The sequence below is a fragment of the Paenibacillus sp. CECT 9249 genome (genome assembly GCF_918697855.1).
Classification (GTDB): domain Bacteria; phylum Bacillota; class Bacilli; order Paenibacillales; family Paenibacillaceae; genus MSJ-34.
The window spans coordinates 47,529-67,026 of the sequence record NZ_CAKKLI010000014.1 but is presented as its reverse complement, the minus strand read 5'-3'; the positions used below and the strand labels follow the sequence as shown (position 1 = coordinate 67,026).

The following is a 19,498-nucleotide window of genomic DNA, read 5'->3' as shown; positions in this document are numbered from 1 at the left end:
CTGTCTTCCTCCTAACATTTAGTGGACGTAATGGTTTTCCGAAATTTCGCTGAGCGCTTGCCCGGCTTCGTTCACGAATATATGTCTGATCGCCAGATCGCCCAGCGAAACGATGCCGACCAATTCGCCGTTCTCCACGATCGGCAAACGCCGGATTTGTTGATCGGCCATCAATTGGGCCGCATCGTCCACCGACATATCCGGGGACGCGGTCCGAATCGAAGAAGTCATCACTTTATCGACGGTTTCCGAGCCGGAATGCTTCTCCGCATACCCGCGCAACACCAAATCGCGGTCCGTAACGACCCCGACCATTTTTTTGCCGTCCAGGACGGGAATAAAGCCGATATCGTTCTCTTTCATTTTCACCGCGATTTCGTATAAACTATCGTTCCGGTTCGCCGTTACGCAATCCTTGGACATAATGTCTCTTACATTTCTCATGTGAATCCTCCTAAAAGTTTTGTGAAGCTTCGCTTCTTGGGTGATCTTCGCAACAAAACTCGCTTCGGAAGCATATGCCTAAGTTTTGTGAAGCAATTGCCTCTTGCTTAGTCCTCGCAACAAAACTTACTTCGGAAGCATACGCTTTGCATATGCACTGCAAATAGATTGCCCGAAAGCGGGAGGAAACATTCATAGACCGCAACCGAAAAGTCAAACTTTTCGGCGCGGCCGGAAACTCTTTATTTGCCGTCTAAAGCATAGTCGACCGCCATCCGAATCATCACCTTGGCCGCATTCATCATCGACGCTTCGTCGATATCGAACCGGGGATGATGGTGCGGATGCACAATCCCGTCGCGCTCGTTCCCCGCTCCTACGAATAGGAAGCAACCGGGAACGCGCTGCAAATAATAGGCGAAATCTTCAGCCGGCATGACCGGCCGGCAGCGCTCGACCTTCGCCTCCCCGAACAATGCCGTCGCAACGCGGAAAAACCGTTCCGTTTCCCGTTCATCGTTCACCAGCGTCGGATAGCCTTCCAAATATTGGATCTCGGCTTCCGCGCCGTACATTGCGCAGGAGTTGCGCACCGTCGCTTCGATTCGGTCGCGAATCAATGTCCGCGTATGCTCGTCGAACGTTCGGACCGTCCCCTTCAAACGGCAGCGGTCGGCAATGACGTTCTGGGTCGTCCCGGCTTGAATCGATCCGACCGACACGACCGCAGGTTGAAGCGGATCGACGCTGCGGCTCACGACGGTTTGCAGATGGAGGACGATCGACGCCCCGACGACGACGCTGTCCACCGTATCATGCGGCAAGCCGCCGTGTCCGCCTTTGCCGATGACATCGATGACGAAATCGTCTACCGAAGCCATCATCGGCCCGGGAGCGGACGATACTTTCCCTGCCTCGAGCGGCGTCCATAAATGAACGCCGTAGATGACATCGACGCCATCAAGCGCACCGTCGCCGATCATTCGGATCGCTCCGCCCGGAATCACCTCTTCCGCCGGCTGAAACAGAAAGCGGATTTCCCCGCGGAGCAGGCTGCGGCGCTCGCTGAAATACGAAGCGACTCCGAGCAGCGTCGCCGTATGCCCGTCATGCCCGCAAGCATGCATGACCCCTTCCGTTTTCGATGCATATCCGCACTCTTTCTCATCCTGAATGGGGAGCGCGTCGATATCGGCGCGCAAGGCGACGACAGGCCCCTCCAAGCTTCCTTTTAATATGCCGACCACTCCATGTCCCCCGACGCCGGTTCGAACGTCCATACCCAAATTCCGCAATGTCTCGGCCACGAATCGGGAAGTGTTATATTCCTGAAACGACAATTCCGGATGTTGATGCAAATATCTGCGCCATTCCACCATTCGCGGAAATATGCGATCCAATAGGGATTGATCGATTTCCTTATTCACTCAAAACACCCCCGCAAGAATTGAAATATCTCTGTTCATAAATTTTCGCCCATTCGATCCGAATTTGTCTATACCCATTTCACAAAATATTCAAAACCATAATTCACCAACTGTCGGGACTCAAGGCTTGCACAACTTTGGGAAACATACTATCATGAAAAGAGAAGATGAACGCTAAGGATGATGGCGTATGCTTCCGCTGCGAAGCGCAGCCCGAAGCATTTTCCAAAATTATGAGGGGGAACGATAACGATGCTATTTGAAAATACAGGCCTGGTTGGATTGAAAAGCGATCTGGCCTATTTGGACGAATCGATGGATAAAGTCGGATTTTTCCGTTCGCAATGGGATTACAATTTCGCTACATACGACCTCAAATTCGAAGACAAGAAGAACAATGCGGATTATTATTTGCGCATCAATACGAGACCGATTGACGGAAAACTGGAAAGCCCGCATGCCGTATTGGAGATTGAAGCGGTCTACATGGGCAAAGCGATGCGCCCGCAAGGCATCGAATACGAAAGCCCGATTCCGCAGCATTTGCTGACCAATGCGACGCAGAGACTGGAAGATCTCAAAAGATTGTTGGATGCATAGCAGGTAAACAATGAGAGAAACTGAGCCACAAACGAAGAAAGGTGCACCGGATTTCCAACTGTTGATCCTCACCTTGATGTTGGTGGGATTCGGTTTAGTTATGGTTTTCAGCGCAAGCTCTAGCATTACCGTGATCAGCAAAAATTTCAATTACGATTCCTTATACTTTACGAAACGGCAACTGTTGTGGGCCGGTCTTGGCGGGCTCGCCATGCTCGTCGCCATGAATATTCATTATGCCAAATATAAAAAGCTGTTCGTGCCCGTCTTCGTCATTACGATTATTATGTTAATGCTCGTTCCTTATATCGGAGTCGTCAGAAACGGGGCGAGAAGCTGGTTCGGCGTAGGGTCGCTCGGCATTCAACCTACGGAACTTGCCAAAATTACGACCATTCTCTACCTAGCCGCCTTGATCACGAAAAAAGGGGATCATTTCCGTAATTTTCGCAAAGGCTTTCTTCCGGTTATGCTGATCGTCGGTTTTATTGCCGGCTTAATTATGCTCCAGCCCGATCTGGGTTCATGCCTCATTCTCGTCGCCTGCTGCGGCATTATCATCATTGCCGGAGGCGCGAACTTGAAGCATATCTTCGCCTCGATTCTTGTGCTAATCATCGGAGCGAGCCTGGTCGTCAGCGTCAATGCTTTGTTCAACCCGGATCGAGGCTCGGACTATCGCGCAGGCCGGATCGCGTCTTTCCTCGACCCGTGGGGAGATCCGCAAGGCTCCGGATATCATCTGCTCAGTTCTCTAAAGGCGTTGGGCCACGGCGGCTTAACGGGAGCCGGTTTCGGACAAAGCATTCAAAAGCTGCACTATCTCCCGTATCCGTATAATGATTTTATTTTTGCGGTCATCGGCGAAGAATTCGGTTTTATCGGCAGCGCCGCATTTTTGCTTTGTTATTTGTACTTTATATGGAGGGGGCTTATCGTTTCCTTGCGTTGCCCCGATCCGTACGGTACGCTCGTCGGAGTTGGCATCGTCGGCTTAATCGCCGTACAAGCCTTTATCAATATCGGCGGGGTGTCCCATACGATACCGATTACCGGCGTTACATTGCCGTTCATTAGTTACGGAGGTTCCTCGCTGTTGATTATGATGGCCAGCATGGGCATATTGTTAAGCATTTCACGCGAATACAACCGGGTACAGCGAACGGAGAAGCCGAAACGGTTCTAGCGCAAAAAAGAAACATCCTTTCGACGCTATGGCGTAAGCGACTCGGGATGTTTCTTTCTTTTCAAACGAACATCGTAATGATAACTATTATCTTCATTCGCTTCTGCGGTCATTCGCTACTTAACCCGATTCATCAATTCTTCGGTTTCTTCCTCTTTAAAGGAGACGCCTTCCACTTTCACATTGACTTCGACGACGCGAAGCCCGGTCATATTTTCCACCGTTTCACGCACGTTTTGCTGAAGTTCAAGACAAACCTTATGAATCGATGTGCCGTATTGGACGATGACGCGCAAATCGATAGCCGCCTCTAATTGGCCGACTTCAACGGTAACGCCCTTTTGCGCGTTTTTCCCCGACAGCCGCTTTGCCCATCCTTCCGATATGCCGCCCGACATGGCCGTTATTCCTGGAGTTTCCAAAGCAGCCAAACCCGCGATCGTAGCCACTACATCATCAGAAATACGAATTAGTCCATTTTGAAGCTCTTCAGACATACTTCTCACTCCTTCTTCAACCTTCTATGACATTAGTTTAAAGCCTTTTGGAGCGGAAAGCAAATGCGGCGATTATCGATTCGCTTCACATGTTTGCCGGATTTGGGGTATATTATAATCCATAGAAGCGCGCAAGCTTCATTCAATTGCAATTGAGGTGTCCATTTTGAACCAAAAACTGTTTTTCGCCTTACTGGCCGTTTCGTTTCTTTTGAGCGGGGCGGCGCATTATGCCGGATGGAACGAAACGGTGCAGTTCGTTATTTCCGCGGTCGCTATCGTCTTCGTAGCCGGCTTTCTAGGGAAAGCGACGGAAAACGTGGCGCATTACGCGGGGCAACGCATAGGCGGACTGTTGAATGCAACGTTTGGAAATGCGGCGGAGCTGATCATCGCCATCTTCTTGATCAGAGAAGGATTGTTCGATATGGTCAAGGCGAGCCTGACCGGTGCGATTATCGGCAATTTGCTGCTCGTTCTCGGCCTTAGCCTATTCCTGGGCGGCTTAAAGCATAAAATTCAAACGTTCAACCGAACGCTTGCCGGTCATAACGGTTCTTTAATGTCGATCGCTATCATCTCTCTGTTCATTCCGGCGATGTTCGCCGGCACGAAAGCGATCACGCATGAGGAGACGCAGTTGCTCAGCTTTGCCGTGGCGGGAATTTTAATCGCGGCATACATATTATGGCTCTTATTTTCTTTGGGGACGCATAAGCGGTTTTTGGCGGACGAAGCCCATCCCGGCGAAACTCGTGAACCGGAAGAGGAAAAGCCCGCTTGGTCGAGATCGATGTCGATCGTCGCTCTCGTCGTCGCAACGGTGATGGTCGCTTTCGTCAGCGAATGGCTCGTCGGAACGATTCATGCCTTCACGGATCGATTCGGCATGTCCGAGCTGTTCGTAGGCGCGTTCATTATCGCCATTATCGGCAATGCCGCCGAGCATAGCGCCGCCGTTATGCTTGCGATGAAGAACAAAATCGGCGCTTCGGTGGAAATCGCGGTCGGCAGCAGTTTGCAAATCGCCCTGTTCGTCGCCCCCGTCCTCGTATTTGTCAGCTTTTTGTTCGGCAATCCGATGGATTTTGTCTTTACGACGATCGAATTGGTCGCAATCGGCGTTGCCGTCATTATCGCCAAATCGATCACGCAAGACGGCGCGACGAATTGGTACGAAGGCTTCCTTCTCGTGAGCGTTTACGCGATTTTGGGCGTCGCATTTTTTTTAATTTAAATGTAAAGTTCAAAAAGTCCACTTTTTGAACAACCCCTTTTAATGAAAAAAAAGAGTAGTCTTCGACGGAAGGCTACTCTTTTTGGTTTAATGCTTCATACAGCGAGGCTAAATTGCGCTCCAAATTGCTGATCAGTTCTTTGCCGACGCTCTCCTGAATCAATCCGGCTCTGACGGCAAAATCAACTTCGCGGGAAAAGCCGTACATTTGCGTATCGAGCACTTCCTCGTATAAAGGACATTTGCGCGTCGTCAAATTCTCCATCTGAACTTCAATCAATTTCTCGATTTTATCTGCATCCCCTTGAAGAAGAGATAACGCTTTATGGTGTAAATGCTCCATAATTTCCGATGAAGACATGTAACTTCCCCCCTGTGTCCAACTTCATCATCTTTCTATCCCTAATATTAGACGAAAACGAGAGTTTACACAAGGAATTCTGTAAAACAATTAAATATAAGCGGCTGCGAAACGCCGAAAAAAAGAAAGTCCCGATCCGTAGGGAACGGGATGCTCTCTTATTCTTCTACAACGGTCACGTTAAGATTATGCTTGGCAAACACTTCTGCCATCGCCGCTTTCGCTTCATCCGCGTCGGGACCGTGCACATGCAATTCGTATTGGTGGTTGTTCAACAACGTCGTGAACAATCCGAGAATGCTTTTGACATCGATATACTTGTTTTCGGTTTGAAGTACGATGGACGATCTGAATTTGCTGGCCGTTTGCGCGATTTCTACAATTGCGGTATTGTTGGACATGACAATCCCTCCGTCAATGTTCATTATAATGAATCTCCCTTAATGATACATTGACTTCCTATTTTTTAGCAAGAAGAAGTTTCACGATTTTAAGTTTTCGGGATTCAATCCTTGCAGTTCAGGCAGGACGAAGATGCCGTCTTTGCGAATCAATACGTCGTCGAAGTAGATTTCCCCGCCTCCGTATTCCGGACGTTGAATCAATACGATATCCCAGTGAATCGATGACTCGTTTCCGTTATCGGTCTCGTCGTAGGTTTGCCCCGGCGTAAAATGCAAGCTGCCGGCTATTTTCTCGTCGAACAGCGTATCTTTCATCGGCGTCAAAATATACGGATTGAAGCCGATTGCGAACTCCCCGATATACCGCGCTCCTTCGTCGGTATCAAGAATCGCGTCCAGTTGCTCTTTGCTGCCCGATTCCGCGTCCGCTTCTACAATTTTTCCGTTTTCGAAACGGAAGCGGATATTGGCGAACGATATGCCGTTATATACCGTCGGCGTATTGTATGTGATCGAACCGTTTACGGAATCGCGGACCGGCGCGGTGAACACTTCGCCATCCGGTATGTTTCGATGCCCGGAACATTTCTTCGCCCCGATTCCTTTGATGGAGAATGACAAATCGGTTCCCGGCCCGACGATGCGCACCCGGTCGGTGCGGGCCATCAAATCGGCCAGCGCATCTTGCGCTTTATCCATTTTCGCATAATCGAGGTTGCATACATCGAAATAGAAATCTTCGAACGCGTCCGTACTCATGTTGGCGAGCTGCGCCATGGAAGGGCTCGGGTAACGGAGTATCACCCATTTCGTCCGTTTTACCCGTTCATCCAAATGAACTTTATGGCTATAGATCGATTGATACCATTTCATTTGCTCGTCGGGAACGTCGGACAGTTCGCTAACGTTCTCGCCCGAACGAATGCCGATATAGCAATCCATTTTTTTCATTCGTTCCAAATCCAGTTCGGCCCACGTTTCAATCTGCTCCTTGTTCGCATGCGTAAGCAGCGTGCGGTGAACATTGCGGTCGGTCAGTTCCACGAACGAATTCCCGCCGCGCTTCGCCACTTCTTCAAGGATGCACTTGAGCAATTCGCGTTCGGAACCGATCATTTCGACGAGTACGTTTTCGCCGGGCTGAACGTCGACGGAGTAGCATACTAAATTTTGGGCCAATTTTTGCAATCTTGTATCTCTCATTGCTAAATATTCCCTCCTCCTAATCGAAAAAAACTTAATAATGCTATGTATTCAGCAATACAATCTATTGTACCATGGTCAAATCTATTCGTCATCTTTTCGTTGCGAAGTTTATCGATAATTTTTAAAATAGGCGTCCGTAATCAGTTCTTCGCGGCGATCCGTTCCTTCCGCTTTATATCGGGAAGCGGTGACCGACACGAGACGATGCGGCAAATTCGTCTTCCGGTGAATCCATAACGTATATGTCGTATCCACCTGCGCGTCTTTCAGCATCTGTTCAAGCTGATTGCGTCCCTGATTGACAACATCCGCCAGCTCCGAGCGCAGCCGTTTCGTTTCCGCAGCGGACAAAACCGGGCGGGATGAGGTTTGCAGCAATGGTGCGCTCAGCTTGTCCATCTCATCGCGCAGCTGCCGGCCCAGAAGTTCTTTCGCATCCTCCGGATTGAGCACGATCTCCAGTACCGCGAAGCCGCGGCCCGATTGATCTTCAAGCAAAGAGACCGTTTTGCGCGAAGCGTGGATCGCCTCCATCTGTACGAGCGGATTCCATCGCTCCGATACGTTCGTTTGCTTGGAATTGATCCCTTGCCCTCTGACCGCGATTTGCTTATGGTTCCGTACAACGCCTTCGAATTCAAGATGCTGCAGCGGTGCGGACGAATGCCCCGACAGCGATTTCACATTTCCGCTAAACGTGAAATCGTCGACGCCCGACAGACCCGACAATGCCATAGAGAATAATTTCTCGGGTTGTGGCGAGAATAGCGTGCAGCCGGCCGTCGCCAGAGATGCGATCCATAAAGCCAGCGTTCCGGCAGCGATCGTTCTCCATTTGTTTTTCATGCGATGTTCGCCTCCGTTCATCGTTTGGACTTCGTCCCTTATCGTCTCCTTTTCTTCCCAACTTATACGCATATGAAAAACGCCCGTCTCTTGAACGGGCGCTAATGAGGCATCAACCATTTTAATGGATTTTAATTTGATTTCTGCCGTTTTTCTTGGCACGGTATAATGCCATGTCCGCCTTGTAGAATAGCGATTCCACGCTTACCTTCTCGTCCTCCCAGTTCCAATCGGCGATTCCGCACGATACGGTGACGCCGGGTTCCGTCTCCTCCGCAACCCTCGAGCGGATTCGTTCGGCGGCATGCAGCGTCTGCTGCGCGTTCAACTGGGGAAAATAAACGGCGAGCTCTTCCCCGCCCCAACGCGCGGCAATATCCGTTTCGCGGATGGCGGTGCGGATAATATCGCATACTTGCTTCAAAATTTTGTCCCCGACCTGATGGCCGTACGTATCGTTAATTTGTTTGAAATGATCGATATCGATGACGACGAGCGATCCGCAGAAATCGATTTTTTGCTTCTGGTTAATTTGGCCGTCCAAGTAATGGCGGGCGTATAAGCCGGTCAAATTGTCCCGGTTCGCCATGAGCTGCACTTTCGCATGCAGCGACGCATTCGCGATCGCCACGCCGATATGGGCCGATAGCGTCTGCAGCAGCTTGAAATTATCGTATGAGAAATAATTCGATTCTTTGTGCGAGAGCAAAATCGCCCCGTTAACTTCCGAATTGACGACAAGCGGGGTTGCGATTAAAGATCTGGATTCGGTCTCATCCATCAGCATGGAACGGACTTTGGATTGAGCGCGGTAATCCGGCAAAATAATCGGTTCCTTCGTCGAATAGATCAATCCTCCGAAGCCGTAATCGAGCGTGAACAATTCTTTGGAGATCGTCGCCAAGTTGCACGCCATCACTTTAAAATTGTTTTTGTCTTTATCGAGTTGCAATATGCAGCAATAATCCGCTTTAAATATCGTCAACAATTCGTATGTCGCGAAATTGAATATTTCATGCAAACTTAAACTTTGGTTCAATCTTTTCGTCAATTCGTTAATTAACCGCAGCTCGCTGATCAATAAATTCGCCTGCTCGTGCAGCTTGGCGTTCTCAAAGGCGGTACCCGCCGTATCGGCAAGCATGGTGATCAGTTGTATGTCCAGATCGCCTAGCAATTGTTCCTCCGCTGTGAGAAGAAGAACGCCGTAAGCCCCTTGCTTGCCGCTGAGCGGAACGGCGATTTTCAACAATGCGGAATCATTCTTTCCGATAACCGTCTCTTGTACCACTTTTCCTTCCATAAAAGCGCGGACGCGCAAATCGTCTTTCGAGTTTCGGAATCGTAACGGTTTGACATGGATGTTAGTGCTGCGTTGATCTTGGGAGATGTATAATTCCAACTGTACGGTAGGATATATGTGAGCAATGCTGTCTATGACTTCCGTGAGCACGGAGTCGACGTCGATCGTACCGTGAATCTTTTGTACGGCGTTGAATAAAATCGTTTTCTTGCGCGCCGCCTCGTCGGCTTGCCGCTGCAATCTCATGACGTCGCGTATAAAGACGAGTTCGAATCGCCGGTAAAAGCAATTGCGGAAATGAAGCGATCCGTTCGTCAGCAATTCCGGCATGTACGCTTCAAACGATTGCAACGGAATGCGGCAAGCGAAGAGCGCAAACAGTTCCGCTCCGCTTCGCGTCATTACCGGTACGAGGATTGTGGCATACGAATGCAAATCTACGCGTGAATGGCGGCCGCCTTTCCAAATGACGGGGGCTTTGGCCGCAAGACAAGACGCAACCGCTTGCTCGTCCCACGGCAGCCCGGAATCGGCGCCGGTCTGTTCGCCGCTGCTTGCCGCCAAATTGCCTTCATGGTCGAATAAGGCGATGGACGCTTGTTGAACGAAGGGCAACGATTCCGACTGCCGGAGCCATTCGTTGAAGCTTTGCACGAGCATCGGCCGGATGTATGGGAAATCGAAAGCGGTAATATCCTGCTCTTGCAGCCAAGAATCGCTGTAATATACGCTTAAAGGCGGATCGGTCGACTGGCCTGTATGATCATGTTTATTTTCTACATTCGTATCGCGTAGATTTTCAATCACACTTTGCTCCCCCCACCCTAATGTCCAAAAATACAATAAAGACGTTCATAATTCTAATGACTCACTTTCATCATACCGTGTTTCTACCATTTTTGCACTAGTATTATCGCAAATTCAATTATTTTTTTAGGTCGTAAGAACTAGTTTTTCATTATGAGTCCGTTATGCAAATCTTCCCTTGACATTGCCTTCTATTTTCATATAATATTTATTGTTGAGTACAAATGTACAAATATTGATAGCACATGGGCGAAGCGATTGTGTCACCCTCGCGAATTTTGTTGCTGACAAGACAGCGGCTGAACTTTCTTGTCAGAGTCGATAAGGGCGCTATCCCCTCGTTTGACGCAAACAAAATTCGGCGCAATGAAAGCCATGCCCAACATCACACTACAAAACGAGCGTTCAAAAAGCACTTTTTTGATCGTCTCTGACAAAGGAGTCTATTTATACATGTCACGTTACACAGGTCCGAAATTCAAACTAAGCCGCCGTCTTGGCATTTCCTTGAGCGGCACCGGCAAAGAATTGAAACGCCCGTTCCCTCCAGGCCAACATGGCCCGGGACAACGCAAAAAAATTAGCAACTACGGCATGCAGCTTCAAGAGAAGCAAAAATTGCGCCATATGTACGGCTTGAACGAGAAACAATTCCGCAACTTGTTTGACAAAGCTGCCAAAATGCAAGGCATCGCCGGTGAAAACTTCATGATCTTGCTGGAAAGCCGTTTGGACAACCTCGTTTACCGTCTGGGACTTTCCAACTCCCGTGCCGGCGCTCGCCAATTGGTCGCTCACGGCCATGTTACCGTTAACGGCAAAAAGGTTGACATTCCTTCGTATATCGTAAGCACAGGCGATGTGATCAGCCTTCGCGAAAGAAGCAGAAACCTTGCCACGGTAAAAGAAGCGCTCGAAAACCGCAATCATCTTGCGGCATATCTTGAGTTTAACGAGAACGCGATGGAAGGCAAATATATCCGTTTGCCTGAGCGTTCCGAGCTTCCTCAAGAAATCGACGAGAAGCAAATCGTCGAGTTCTACAGCCGATAAGAACGACAAAACAACAACCTTGCCTCGGTTATGCCGAAGCAAGGTTGTTTTTCTTTGCCCGCTTCCCCGCTTACGACGCCGGCATGTGCCGGGACGCTCCTTCTTTGTCTTCCGCCGGCGTAAAGAAGAAATAAAACAACGCAATGACGCCGAGCAAACCCGCGCTGATCCAAACGGTGGCCGTCTCGCCGTATATGCCGGCGATCGCCCCACCTATCGCCGGTCCGATCATGACGCCGATCCCTTCCACGCTGGACAGTACGCCCCAGCCCATTCCCGGATGTTCCTGCGGCACATAGCGCGCCATAAGCGCATTCCAGGCGGGCATCGCGGCCGCAAAGGCGATTCCGATCAGGACGGCGAAGGGAATCATATAGGCGAGACCGCGAATAAACGTGATGCCGAACAAGAAGGCCGTGATCGCCCCGAAACCGATCACCAGAAAGACTCTGTAATGCAGACGATCCGTCCACTTCCCCATCGGAATGAGCAATGCCGTGGCGCATATCCCGCCGACCAACAACAAGAGCGAATATTGGGAATAATTCAATTCAAGCGTATTCGCCGCAAAGCCGGGCAATATCGGCACAAGCATCCCGCCCGCCGTCGTCTGCAGCACCATTCCCGGAATGAGCGGCTTCATCCGAACCAGCTTATTGCGCAATTCGATCCATTGCCGTTTCAACGGAATTTGCCGGAGCGCCGAATTCGCCTCGGGCTCGAACGGCAATGCCGCAGCGCATCCTGCGCAGCACATCGCCATCAGCACGGTAAAAGCAGTAAATATATCATGATCGATCAAAAAATTCGTAATGACGAGTCCGCCCCCTAGACTTGCAAACCAGGCGGTATACAACATTCCCATCTGCGACGCCCGGCCGACCGGGTTTACTTCGCTTAAGCAGATGAGCCATATCGGAGACACCCCGATGCCGATCAAAGCGGTCCCCGTCACGAAAGACCAAACGGATCCGGCATAATTCGCGAGCAGCAAGCCCCCTGTTACGCAAGCAAGCGAGAAGTATAAAATCAACCTCGGATTCAGCCGGTCAAGCCAGAAGCCGGCGACGCATTTGATGAGCGTATCCGCGACATAATGAATCGATATCGCGATTCCGATCACGGACGCGGACAATTGCAACTCATTCGCGGCATATGCCGGCAAATAGGAAAACACAAACCCGCTCCGCGCAAATTCGATAAAAAATAAAATAGAGACCGCATGGATAAATGTGGAGTTCCGGATTCGATTCCGCTTCATATCATCGATTTCTTCCTTCCTGACTCGATTTCCAAAATTTATTATATATTCGGCGCAGGAACAGCCGCAAATGACTTAAGGCCAGTTTCATACTGGACTAAAGTCAAAGGCGGAGGCCCCTCCTTATTATCGGTCTTTCCTCCCCTTTCTTGAACAATTATCCAAAAGTCAAAGGCTTTATGCTATAATATACCTGTTATAAAGGAGGAACCGATACATGGTTGGAGACAATGTAGAGCAGCAAAAGGACAGTTCCGAACCGAACAAAGGAAAGCGGCGCAGGTCGGCAGGCCGAATCATCTGGAATATTGCCAAATGGTTGTTTGCCGTCATCTTCATCATCGGCTTGTTCGGCGGAGGAGCTGTATTCGGTTACGTCGCTTCGATCGTGAAAGACGAACCGATCCGTTCCCAAGCGCTCATCCAAGAGAAAATTAGCGAAAATACCGAAACCGGTTTTGTCTATTTCAACGACGGCACCTTAATCGGCCAGCTTCGGACCGACGAAGACCGAAGACTGGTAGATTTAAAGCAAATTCCACAGCCCTTGATCGACGCGCTCTTGGCTACGGAAGACAACAATTTCTATAACCATATTGGAATCGACTTCAAGGGAACGACGCGAGCGGTGCTGCAAAAAGTGCTGAACAAAGAAACGCAAACGGGCGGAAGCACACTGACGCAGCAATTGGCCAGAAGGGTTTTTCTTAATTTGGACAGGACCAACGACCGGAAAGTGAAGGAAATTTTCCTGGCGTTGCGGCTGGAACGTTTTTTATCCAAAGACGAAATATTGGCGGCTTATTTAAATAAAGTTCCTTTCGGCAGCGGCTCCCAAGGTTATCAATTGCACGGCGTCAAGGCGGCGGCGAAAGGCATTTTCAACATCGACCAGCTCGACCAATTGAACATCGCCCAGAGCGCTTATATTGCGGGATTGCCGCAGCTTCCTTCCGTCTACTCCGCCTTTAACGGCAAAGGCGAATTTAGCGAGAAAGGCTTTAAGCGAGCGATCGAAAGACAACAATTAGTATTGCGCCGCATGCTGGAAGAGTCGAAAATTACGAAAGAACAATACGATGAGGCTTTGCGATTCGACATAAAAAGTTCTCTGGCCAAACCGGCGGCGAACAAAGCATACAATACATATCCTTACCTCATGATGGAAGCCGAACGCGAAGCGGCCAAAATTCTGGTCATGCAAAAAGATTCGTCCTTGACCGCTGCGGATTTATCCAAAAAGGAATACAGCGAACTTTTGGAAGAAGGACGCGAACATTTGCTGCGGGGCGGCTACAGAATTTATATGACGATCGACAAGCAAATTTACGATCTCATGCATCAAATATCGAGCAATCCGGATCACTTCTCCCCCGATCACGACGTCAAAGGGGTGGAGCAAATTGCCGCCGTCATGCTCGATCATAAAACAGGCGCGATTCTTGGAATGATCGAAGGCAGAGACTATTACTTGGAACAAATGAACTTTGCAACGCAAATGCTGCGGCAGCCGGGCTCCGCGATGAAACCGATCGCGGCGTATTTGCCGGCATTGGAGGAAGGCTTAATCCAGCCGGGCAGCATTATCGACGATGCGCCGATTGTGCTGAAGAACGGCACGAACGGCTATCATATACCAATGAACGTGAATCGCACATATGAAGGTTTGGTAACGGCGCGCCACGCGCTGAATAAGTCGTTGAACTTGCCCGCTCTGAAAATATTTTTAGAAAAGCTCGGCATCGAGAAATCATGGGAATTCGTCAAGAAAGTCGGCATTCACTCCATTCAACCGGAAGATTACCATGCCCAGACCGGCGTCATCGGAGGATTGAAGTACGGCGTATCGGTTGAGGAGTTGACGAATGCGTACGGCACGATCGCCAACCGCGGCGTGTTCAACGACGCTTATATCATCGGCAAAATTGTGGATTCGAAAGGAAATATCGTTTACCAGCACGAATTGAAGCCGGAAACGGTCGTTTCCGAACAGACTGCCTACTTAATGACCGATATGCTTAGAACGGTCGTTACGTCCGGAACGGCTTCCCGCATTACTTCCGAATTTAAAAATTATAAGAAAATTCCGATCGTAGGCAAAACGGGAACGACGCAAAACTATGCGGACGTATGGTTCCTCGGCTACTCGCCGGATATTACGCTCGGCGTATGGGCAGGCTACGACCAGCCGATTCATACGCTTTCGACGGACGGCAGAACGCGCGCCCGCAAAATTTGGGCAACCATTATGAACGAGGTAACGGATGCGCGACCGGATCTATTCAAGACGGCAAGTTTCGAAAAGCCGGACGGCATCGTGTCAATGACCGTCTCCGGATACAGCGGCAAGCTGCCGTCGGAATTAACGAGACAATCCGGACGGCTCGTTACGGATATTTTCAATAAAAAATACGTCCCTACCGAGCAGGAAGACGTGCTTGTCAGCATGAAATACGTTACTTACAACGGAGTCAATTATATACCGCATCCGACTACGCCGGATGACATGCTGCGCGAGAAGATCGTCGTGAAACGGGAAAAGCCGTTGCAAGAACTGATGAAGGAAATCGAGCAAGCATTGCCGAGAGTGACGAGCAAAAACCGCGGATCCTTGCAGTCGTACTTGCCGAAAGATGCCGGTCTCGACGCTCCTGCTTCCGAAGATCCGAGGATCGACGACGGAGCGACGCCGAATCCGCCGCAAAACGTACGCCTGGAGAAGCTTGACGGACCGGTGCGCATCTCTTTTACCGCCTCCGGGGAAACGGATGTGGCCGGTTACCGCGTGTACCGTTCAATGAACGGCGCGCCCTATCAGAAGATTGGCACGGTGCTCACAGGCGATGAGCTGCAATTGAAGAACGACATATCGTCAAGCAATCAATATAGCTATTATGTAACCGCAGTGGATATCGCCGGGAACGAATCGGCCCCAAGCCAAATCGTCTCCCTTGACGGCGGCGGCAGCCCGGTCTTCCCGGATTTGCCCGGCCTCGGCGAGGAAGGATCGGATGGCGGCGAAGATTCGGATACTACGGCAACAAGTGCGCCCAGTACGCCGCATAAGCCGACCGTGGCGGCCAATGCGCTCGGCCTGTCGTTATCTTGGAAAGAAAACGGCGCCGGCGAGCAAATTAAACAGTATACGATCTATTACAGCGAATCGAAAGACGGCACATACAAAAAATTGTCGACCACGACCGTACCTAAATTTGATTATATCGGGGCCGGTTTATCCGGATGGTATCGCATTACCGCCTCGAACAGTTTCGGCGAATCCTCGCCTTCCGAAGCCGTGGAGTTTAAAGAGTAACGAATCCTTCGCAACAACGTGCAAAATCCCGTATCACGCCGAACGTGATACGGGATTTATTTTCGCTTCGAAACGTCTTGCGACAGATGCCGTTCGCAATCTAGAGCTTTCCGTTTATTTTACAGCGCCTGCGGTCATGCCGCTCGCGATTTGTCGTTGGAAGACGATATAAATGATCAATACCGGCAGAATGGACAGTACGAGACCGGCGAAGAGCGGCCCCCATTCCGTGCGGTATTGCATTTCGGCTTGCATGACCGCGATGCCGATCGGCAGCGTATATTTGGACGGATCGTTGACAAGCACGGTCCCCATAATATATTCGTTCCATATGTTTAATACATTCATAATTCCGACCGTAATTAATCCGGGCTGCGCAAGCGGCAGCATAATCCGGAAGAACGAGCCGTAAAACGAAGCGCCGTCGATCGATGCGGATTCGTCCAATTCTTTCGGCAATGTTTTGAAAAATCCGACCATGACGAATATGCCGAAAGGAAGGACGCTCGCAGCGTATACAAGCGTTAAACCGAATAAATTGTTAATAAGCCCGAATCTGTTCAAGAGGAAAAAGAGCGGGATGAGCCCGAGTATCATCGGAATCATCATGGAAGCCAAATAGGTGTTGTACAGAACTTGGCTGCCGGTAAACCGGAAACGCGCGATAACGTAAGATGTCGTCGAGGAAAGCAGCAATGCGAGCAAAGTGCTTCCTACCGTAACAATCAAAGAATTCGTAAAATAAGTGCCCACATGATAATTGTTCCAAACATTGGAGAAATTCTCCCAAACGAGCGGAATTTGCGGCAAACTCCAAGGTTTATTAAGCAGAAATTGCTGATTGTCTTTCAACGCGCCTAGAATAGTCCATACAAGCGGATAAAGAACGCATACCGCCCATATCATCATGAAGGCAAGCGCAATGGCGCGCAGAAACGAAAATCGTTTTCGATTGTCCATAGTTCGATCGTTTGCCTCCTTATGAAATCTCGTACGTTTCTTTGCGCATCAAGCGTTGAAGCGACAATATCGTAATTAAAGACAGCACAAGGATCAGCACGCCGATTGCCGCCGCATATCCCATATGGAACTGCCTGAAACCCATTTGATACAAATAGGAGCCCATTACTTGCGTTGCGTTGTCCGGGCCGCCCTCCGTCATAATCCAGACGATAATGAAAGAGCCGTTCAGCGTCGTCATGACGATATGCAAGACGGACACTTTGATTTGCTCCCATGTGAGCGACATCGTAATATGAATAAATTGCTGCCATTGCGATGCCCCGTCCAGGCCGGCCGCTTCGTAGATCGAATCGGGAATGTTCAATATCGCGGCGATTAACAAAATCATATAAAACCCGATCCCCGCCCAAATCGATGGCGGCAGGAGCGACCAAATCGCATAGGCGGCGTCGCCGAGCCACGGCGTCGTCACCGGTTCCTTCGTGAATAGCGACAAAAACGAATTCAAAAATCCGATGGTCGGATTGTAAATATAATTCCATAATACGCCGATCACGACGACCGAAATGACGTTCGGAATAAAGAAGATCGAGCGGAAAAATCCGGACCATATCATGCGCAGCCTCGTAACCGCCACCGCGAAAAAGGTAGCGAGCAGCATAATCCCGATCGCCTTGCCGACGACGAGAAAATAGTCGTTCAAGATGGCCCAGCCGATAATATTGTCATGGAGCAGCAGTTCCTTAAAGTTGTCCAAGCCGATAAATTCCATATTCGCCCGGCTGCTGGAACCGGACCAGTCGAAAAAGCTAATATAAAGCCCGTCAAAGATCGGGTAAATCGTAAACAAGCAAAAAAACAAGAATGTTGGTACGATAAATATAAAAATGAAAATTTTCCGTTTCGTTTTCCAACTCATTGTACTCGGGGTCCTGTTCACCGTTCTCCCTGTCGCGCTCTCCAAGTCCGAGCTTCCGTTCAACGGCTTTCCCCTCCATTTCCGTATCGATTTTCAACATGTTAAAGCGTCCCGGGGGAAACGCTTTTCCCCCAAGACGTTGAATTATTGTTATTTCCGCGCTTTCGCCGCCGCTTTTTCCAGCCGGTCCATCCACTCTTCCGGTTGGATTTTGCCCGTCATCAGCGCTAACGTAGCATTTTGCTTTTCCGTGTCGACATCCGCATTCAATTGGACGTAAGGTGCGACAATCGTGTTGTCGGAGCCGTAAAACTTCATCGCTCTCTTCGATAATGCGCTCGCATCCGAATTTTCCAAGTCCACTTTAATGTTGCCTAATGCGCCCGTTTCAACGGCCCATGTCGTTGCCGACTGTTTCGTGAAGAGGAATTCCAGGAACGCTTTCGCAGCGTCCGGATTTTTCGCGTTTTTCGAAATGGCGACCGTAGCCGTAAACGGAATAGCGATATATTTCCCTCCCGGAGCTTGCGTAATGGAAGGCATGAAGCCGAAATCGAAACCTTCCGGAACATCCTTTTTCATCTCGTTCTCCAGCCACAAGCCGTTCGGAATAAATGCGTCCTTATGCTGCAAGAACATCGCTTGCGAATCGGTATGATTGATTTGCGCCGAAGCCGGATCGATAATTTTGGCGTCGCGGATTTTCACCATTTGATCCAACGCTTTTTTGACCGGCTCGCTTTTGAAGATGCCTTCTTCGAGCGCCGCCATTCTTTGCAAAATGGAAGTGTCGTTATCGTTATTGACGACAAACGCCGAATCCAAAATGCCGCCGTGGAAGTAGTACGGGTATTTGCCGGTGAAAATCAACGGATACATTTTACCGGAGTCTTGAATTTGCTTGGAAATGCTCATGAAACTTTCGAAATCCGTCGGTTCGCTCCAGTTGTTTTTCGTAAATTCGGCTTTATCGTAAAATATGCCCCACGAACCGAAGACAAACGGAATGTCATAATATTTGTCGCCTTCGTATTGGATCGGCTGCAGCAGCAACTGATCCATAATTTTGTCGCCGTCGGCGTTTTTAGCTTCCTTGATGTAATCGGTTAAATCCATCAATTGGCCGTCGAGCACCATTTGCGTCGCGTTCGAGCCCGCTCCGTCGATGTATACGAAATCAGGCGTATCCCCGGAAATCCAGCGCGGCTTCATTTGTTCGTTAATTTTCGGTCCGGCGGATTCTTTAATGTTTACATTCGGGTATTTTTCTTTAAACGCGGCGAGAATTTTTTTCCAACCTTGGTCGCCGTAACCGCCTACAAAGTATTGAATTTCAAAATCGCCGGAAATCTCTTTCGCGGCGGGCTCGCCGCCGCCTTCCGTCGTACCGCTGTCCGTATTGTTGTTCGTGTTCGTATTCGTATCCGTACCGGAATCGGACCCCGCTTCCGTCTTCGCTCCCTCGTTCGGTTGTTCCGCCGTTTTGGAACCGCAGGCTGCCGCCAACGTAAGAACGAGCATGGCGATGAGCAGCACTGTTATTGATTTCCCCCATCTGATTTTCATTTTTTAAACTCCTTCCAGCGTCGTTTAAAATTTTACAAAACAATTCGACACAACAAAAAGGGCATACGTCAAAGAAGTTTGCTAGCCAACCTCCATAACGCATGC

17 protein-coding genes are annotated in these 19,498 nt (G+C 49.7%); 5 read left to right on the top strand and 12 right to left on the bottom strand.

What is annotated here, in order from left to right; translation table 11 throughout:
* Positions 1–18 precede the first annotated feature (18 nt).
* Positions 19–444: a CBS domain-containing protein gene (locus tag LQ229_RS12775; RefSeq protein WP_216536345.1), complete on the bottom strand. Its 426-nt coding sequence runs from the start codon at positions 442–444 to the stop codon at positions 19–21.
* 242 nt (positions 445–686) lie between these two features.
* Positions 687–1,823 (bottom strand): M20 family metallopeptidase, encoded by a 1,137-nt coding sequence (locus LQ229_RS12770; protein ID WP_230191949.1) that lies wholly within the window; start codon positions 1,821–1,823, stop codon positions 687–689.
* 300 nt (positions 1,824–2,123) lie between these two features.
* Here LQ229_RS12770 and LQ229_RS12765 point away from each other — a divergent pair, with 300 nt between their 5' ends.
* Both LQ229_RS12765 and ftsW read left to right on the top strand, forming a co-directional pair.
* Complete coding sequence (locus LQ229_RS12765) at positions 2,124–2,471, top strand: YugN family protein (protein WP_216536344.1); 348 nt, start codon at positions 2,124–2,126, stop codon at positions 2,469–2,471.
* A 10-nt stretch (positions 2,472–2,481) separates the two neighbouring features.
* A complete protein-coding gene (gene ftsW / locus LQ229_RS12760) occupies positions 2,482–3,657 on the top strand; it encodes a putative lipid II flippase FtsW (RefSeq protein WP_216536343.1) in 1,176 nt (391 codons plus the stop codon).
* 116 nt (positions 3,658–3,773) lie between these two features.
* On the opposite strand, the gene LQ229_RS12755 is transcribed toward ftsW, so the two are convergent.
* Positions 3,774–4,154, bottom strand: a complete 381-nt coding sequence (locus LQ229_RS12755) for an Asp23/Gls24 family envelope stress response protein (protein WP_216536342.1) — start codon at positions 4,152–4,154, stop codon at positions 3,774–3,776.
* Between the two features lie 166 nt (positions 4,155–4,320).
* Between LQ229_RS12755 and cax the strand changes: the two genes are divergently transcribed.
* Positions 4,321–5,391 carry a calcium/proton exchanger gene (gene cax / locus LQ229_RS12750; RefSeq protein ID WP_230191948.1) on the top strand — a complete coding sequence of 357 codons (1,071 nt, stop codon included), beginning with the start codon at positions 4,321–4,323 and terminating at the stop codon, positions 5,389–5,391.
* 73 nt (positions 5,392–5,464) lie between these two features.
* Here the strand turns inward: cax and LQ229_RS12745 are convergent, their stop codons facing one another.
* From LQ229_RS12745 to LQ229_RS12725, 5 genes are all read right to left on the bottom strand, one after another.
* Complete coding sequence (locus LQ229_RS12745) at positions 5,465–5,752, bottom strand: YlaN family protein (RefSeq protein WP_216536340.1); 288 nt, start codon at positions 5,750–5,752, stop codon at positions 5,465–5,467.
* Positions 5,753–5,910: 158 nt separating this feature from the next.
* Positions 5,911–6,153, bottom strand: coding sequence for an HPr family phosphocarrier protein (locus LQ229_RS12740; RefSeq protein ID WP_216536371.1), 243 nt, complete (start codon positions 6,151–6,153; stop codon positions 5,911–5,913).
* A gap of 81 nt (positions 6,154–6,234) precedes the next feature.
* Positions 6,235–7,359: an aminopeptidase gene (locus LQ229_RS12735; protein ID WP_230191925.1), complete on the bottom strand. Its 1,125-nt coding sequence runs from the start codon at positions 7,357–7,359 to the stop codon at positions 6,235–6,237.
* A 111-nt stretch (positions 7,360–7,470) separates the two neighbouring features.
* On the bottom strand, positions 7,471–8,280 hold the full coding sequence (locus LQ229_RS12730) for a hypothetical protein (RefSeq protein WP_230191924.1): 810 nt from the start codon (positions 8,278–8,280) through the stop codon (positions 7,471–7,473).
* Positions 8,281–8,329: 49 nt separating this feature from the next.
* The gene (locus tag LQ229_RS12725; RefSeq protein ID WP_216536337.1) at positions 8,330–10,318 is read right to left on the bottom strand and encodes a sensor domain-containing diguanylate cyclase; all 1,989 of its coding nucleotides are present in this window, start codon (positions 10,316–10,318) and stop codon (positions 8,330–8,332) included.
* 453 nt (positions 10,319–10,771) lie between these two features.
* On the opposite strand from LQ229_RS12725, the gene rpsD reads away from it, so the two are divergent.
* Positions 10,772–11,371, top strand: coding sequence for a 30S ribosomal protein S4 (rpsD, locus tag LQ229_RS12720; protein WP_216536336.1), 600 nt, complete (start codon positions 10,772–10,774; stop codon positions 11,369–11,371).
* Between the two features lie 70 nt (positions 11,372–11,441).
* On the opposite strand, the gene LQ229_RS12715 is transcribed toward rpsD, so the two are convergent.
* A complete protein-coding gene (locus LQ229_RS12715; protein WP_216536335.1) occupies positions 11,442–12,632 on the bottom strand; it encodes an MFS transporter in 1,191 nt (396 codons plus the stop codon).
* A gap of 217 nt (positions 12,633–12,849) precedes the next feature.
* Here LQ229_RS12715 and LQ229_RS12710 point away from each other — a divergent pair, with 217 nt between their 5' ends.
* Positions 12,850–15,945 carry a transglycosylase domain-containing protein gene (locus LQ229_RS12710; protein ID WP_230191923.1) on the top strand — a complete coding sequence of 1,032 codons (3,096 nt, stop codon included), beginning with the start codon at positions 12,850–12,852 and terminating at the stop codon, positions 15,943–15,945.
* A 114-nt stretch (positions 15,946–16,059) separates the two neighbouring features.
* Here LQ229_RS12710 and LQ229_RS12705 read toward each other — a convergent pair whose 3' ends face one another.
* The 3 genes from LQ229_RS12705 to LQ229_RS12695 all read right to left on the bottom strand — a co-directional run bounded on the left by LQ229_RS12705 (position 16,060) and on the right by LQ229_RS12695 (position 19,393).
* Positions 16,060–16,905: a carbohydrate ABC transporter permease gene (locus LQ229_RS12705; protein ID WP_230191922.1), complete on the bottom strand. Its 846-nt coding sequence runs from the start codon at positions 16,903–16,905 to the stop codon at positions 16,060–16,062.
* A 19-nt stretch (positions 16,906–16,924) separates the two neighbouring features.
* Entirely contained in the window at positions 16,925–17,827 is a 903-nt protein-coding gene (locus LQ229_RS12700; RefSeq protein ID WP_230191947.1) for a sugar ABC transporter permease, read from the bottom strand.
* Positions 17,828–17,977: 150 nt separating this feature from the next.
* Positions 17,978–19,393, bottom strand: a complete 1,416-nt coding sequence (locus LQ229_RS12695; RefSeq protein ID WP_216536332.1) for an extracellular solute-binding protein — start codon at positions 19,391–19,393, stop codon at positions 17,978–17,980.
* Positions 19,394–19,498 lie beyond the last annotated feature (105 nt).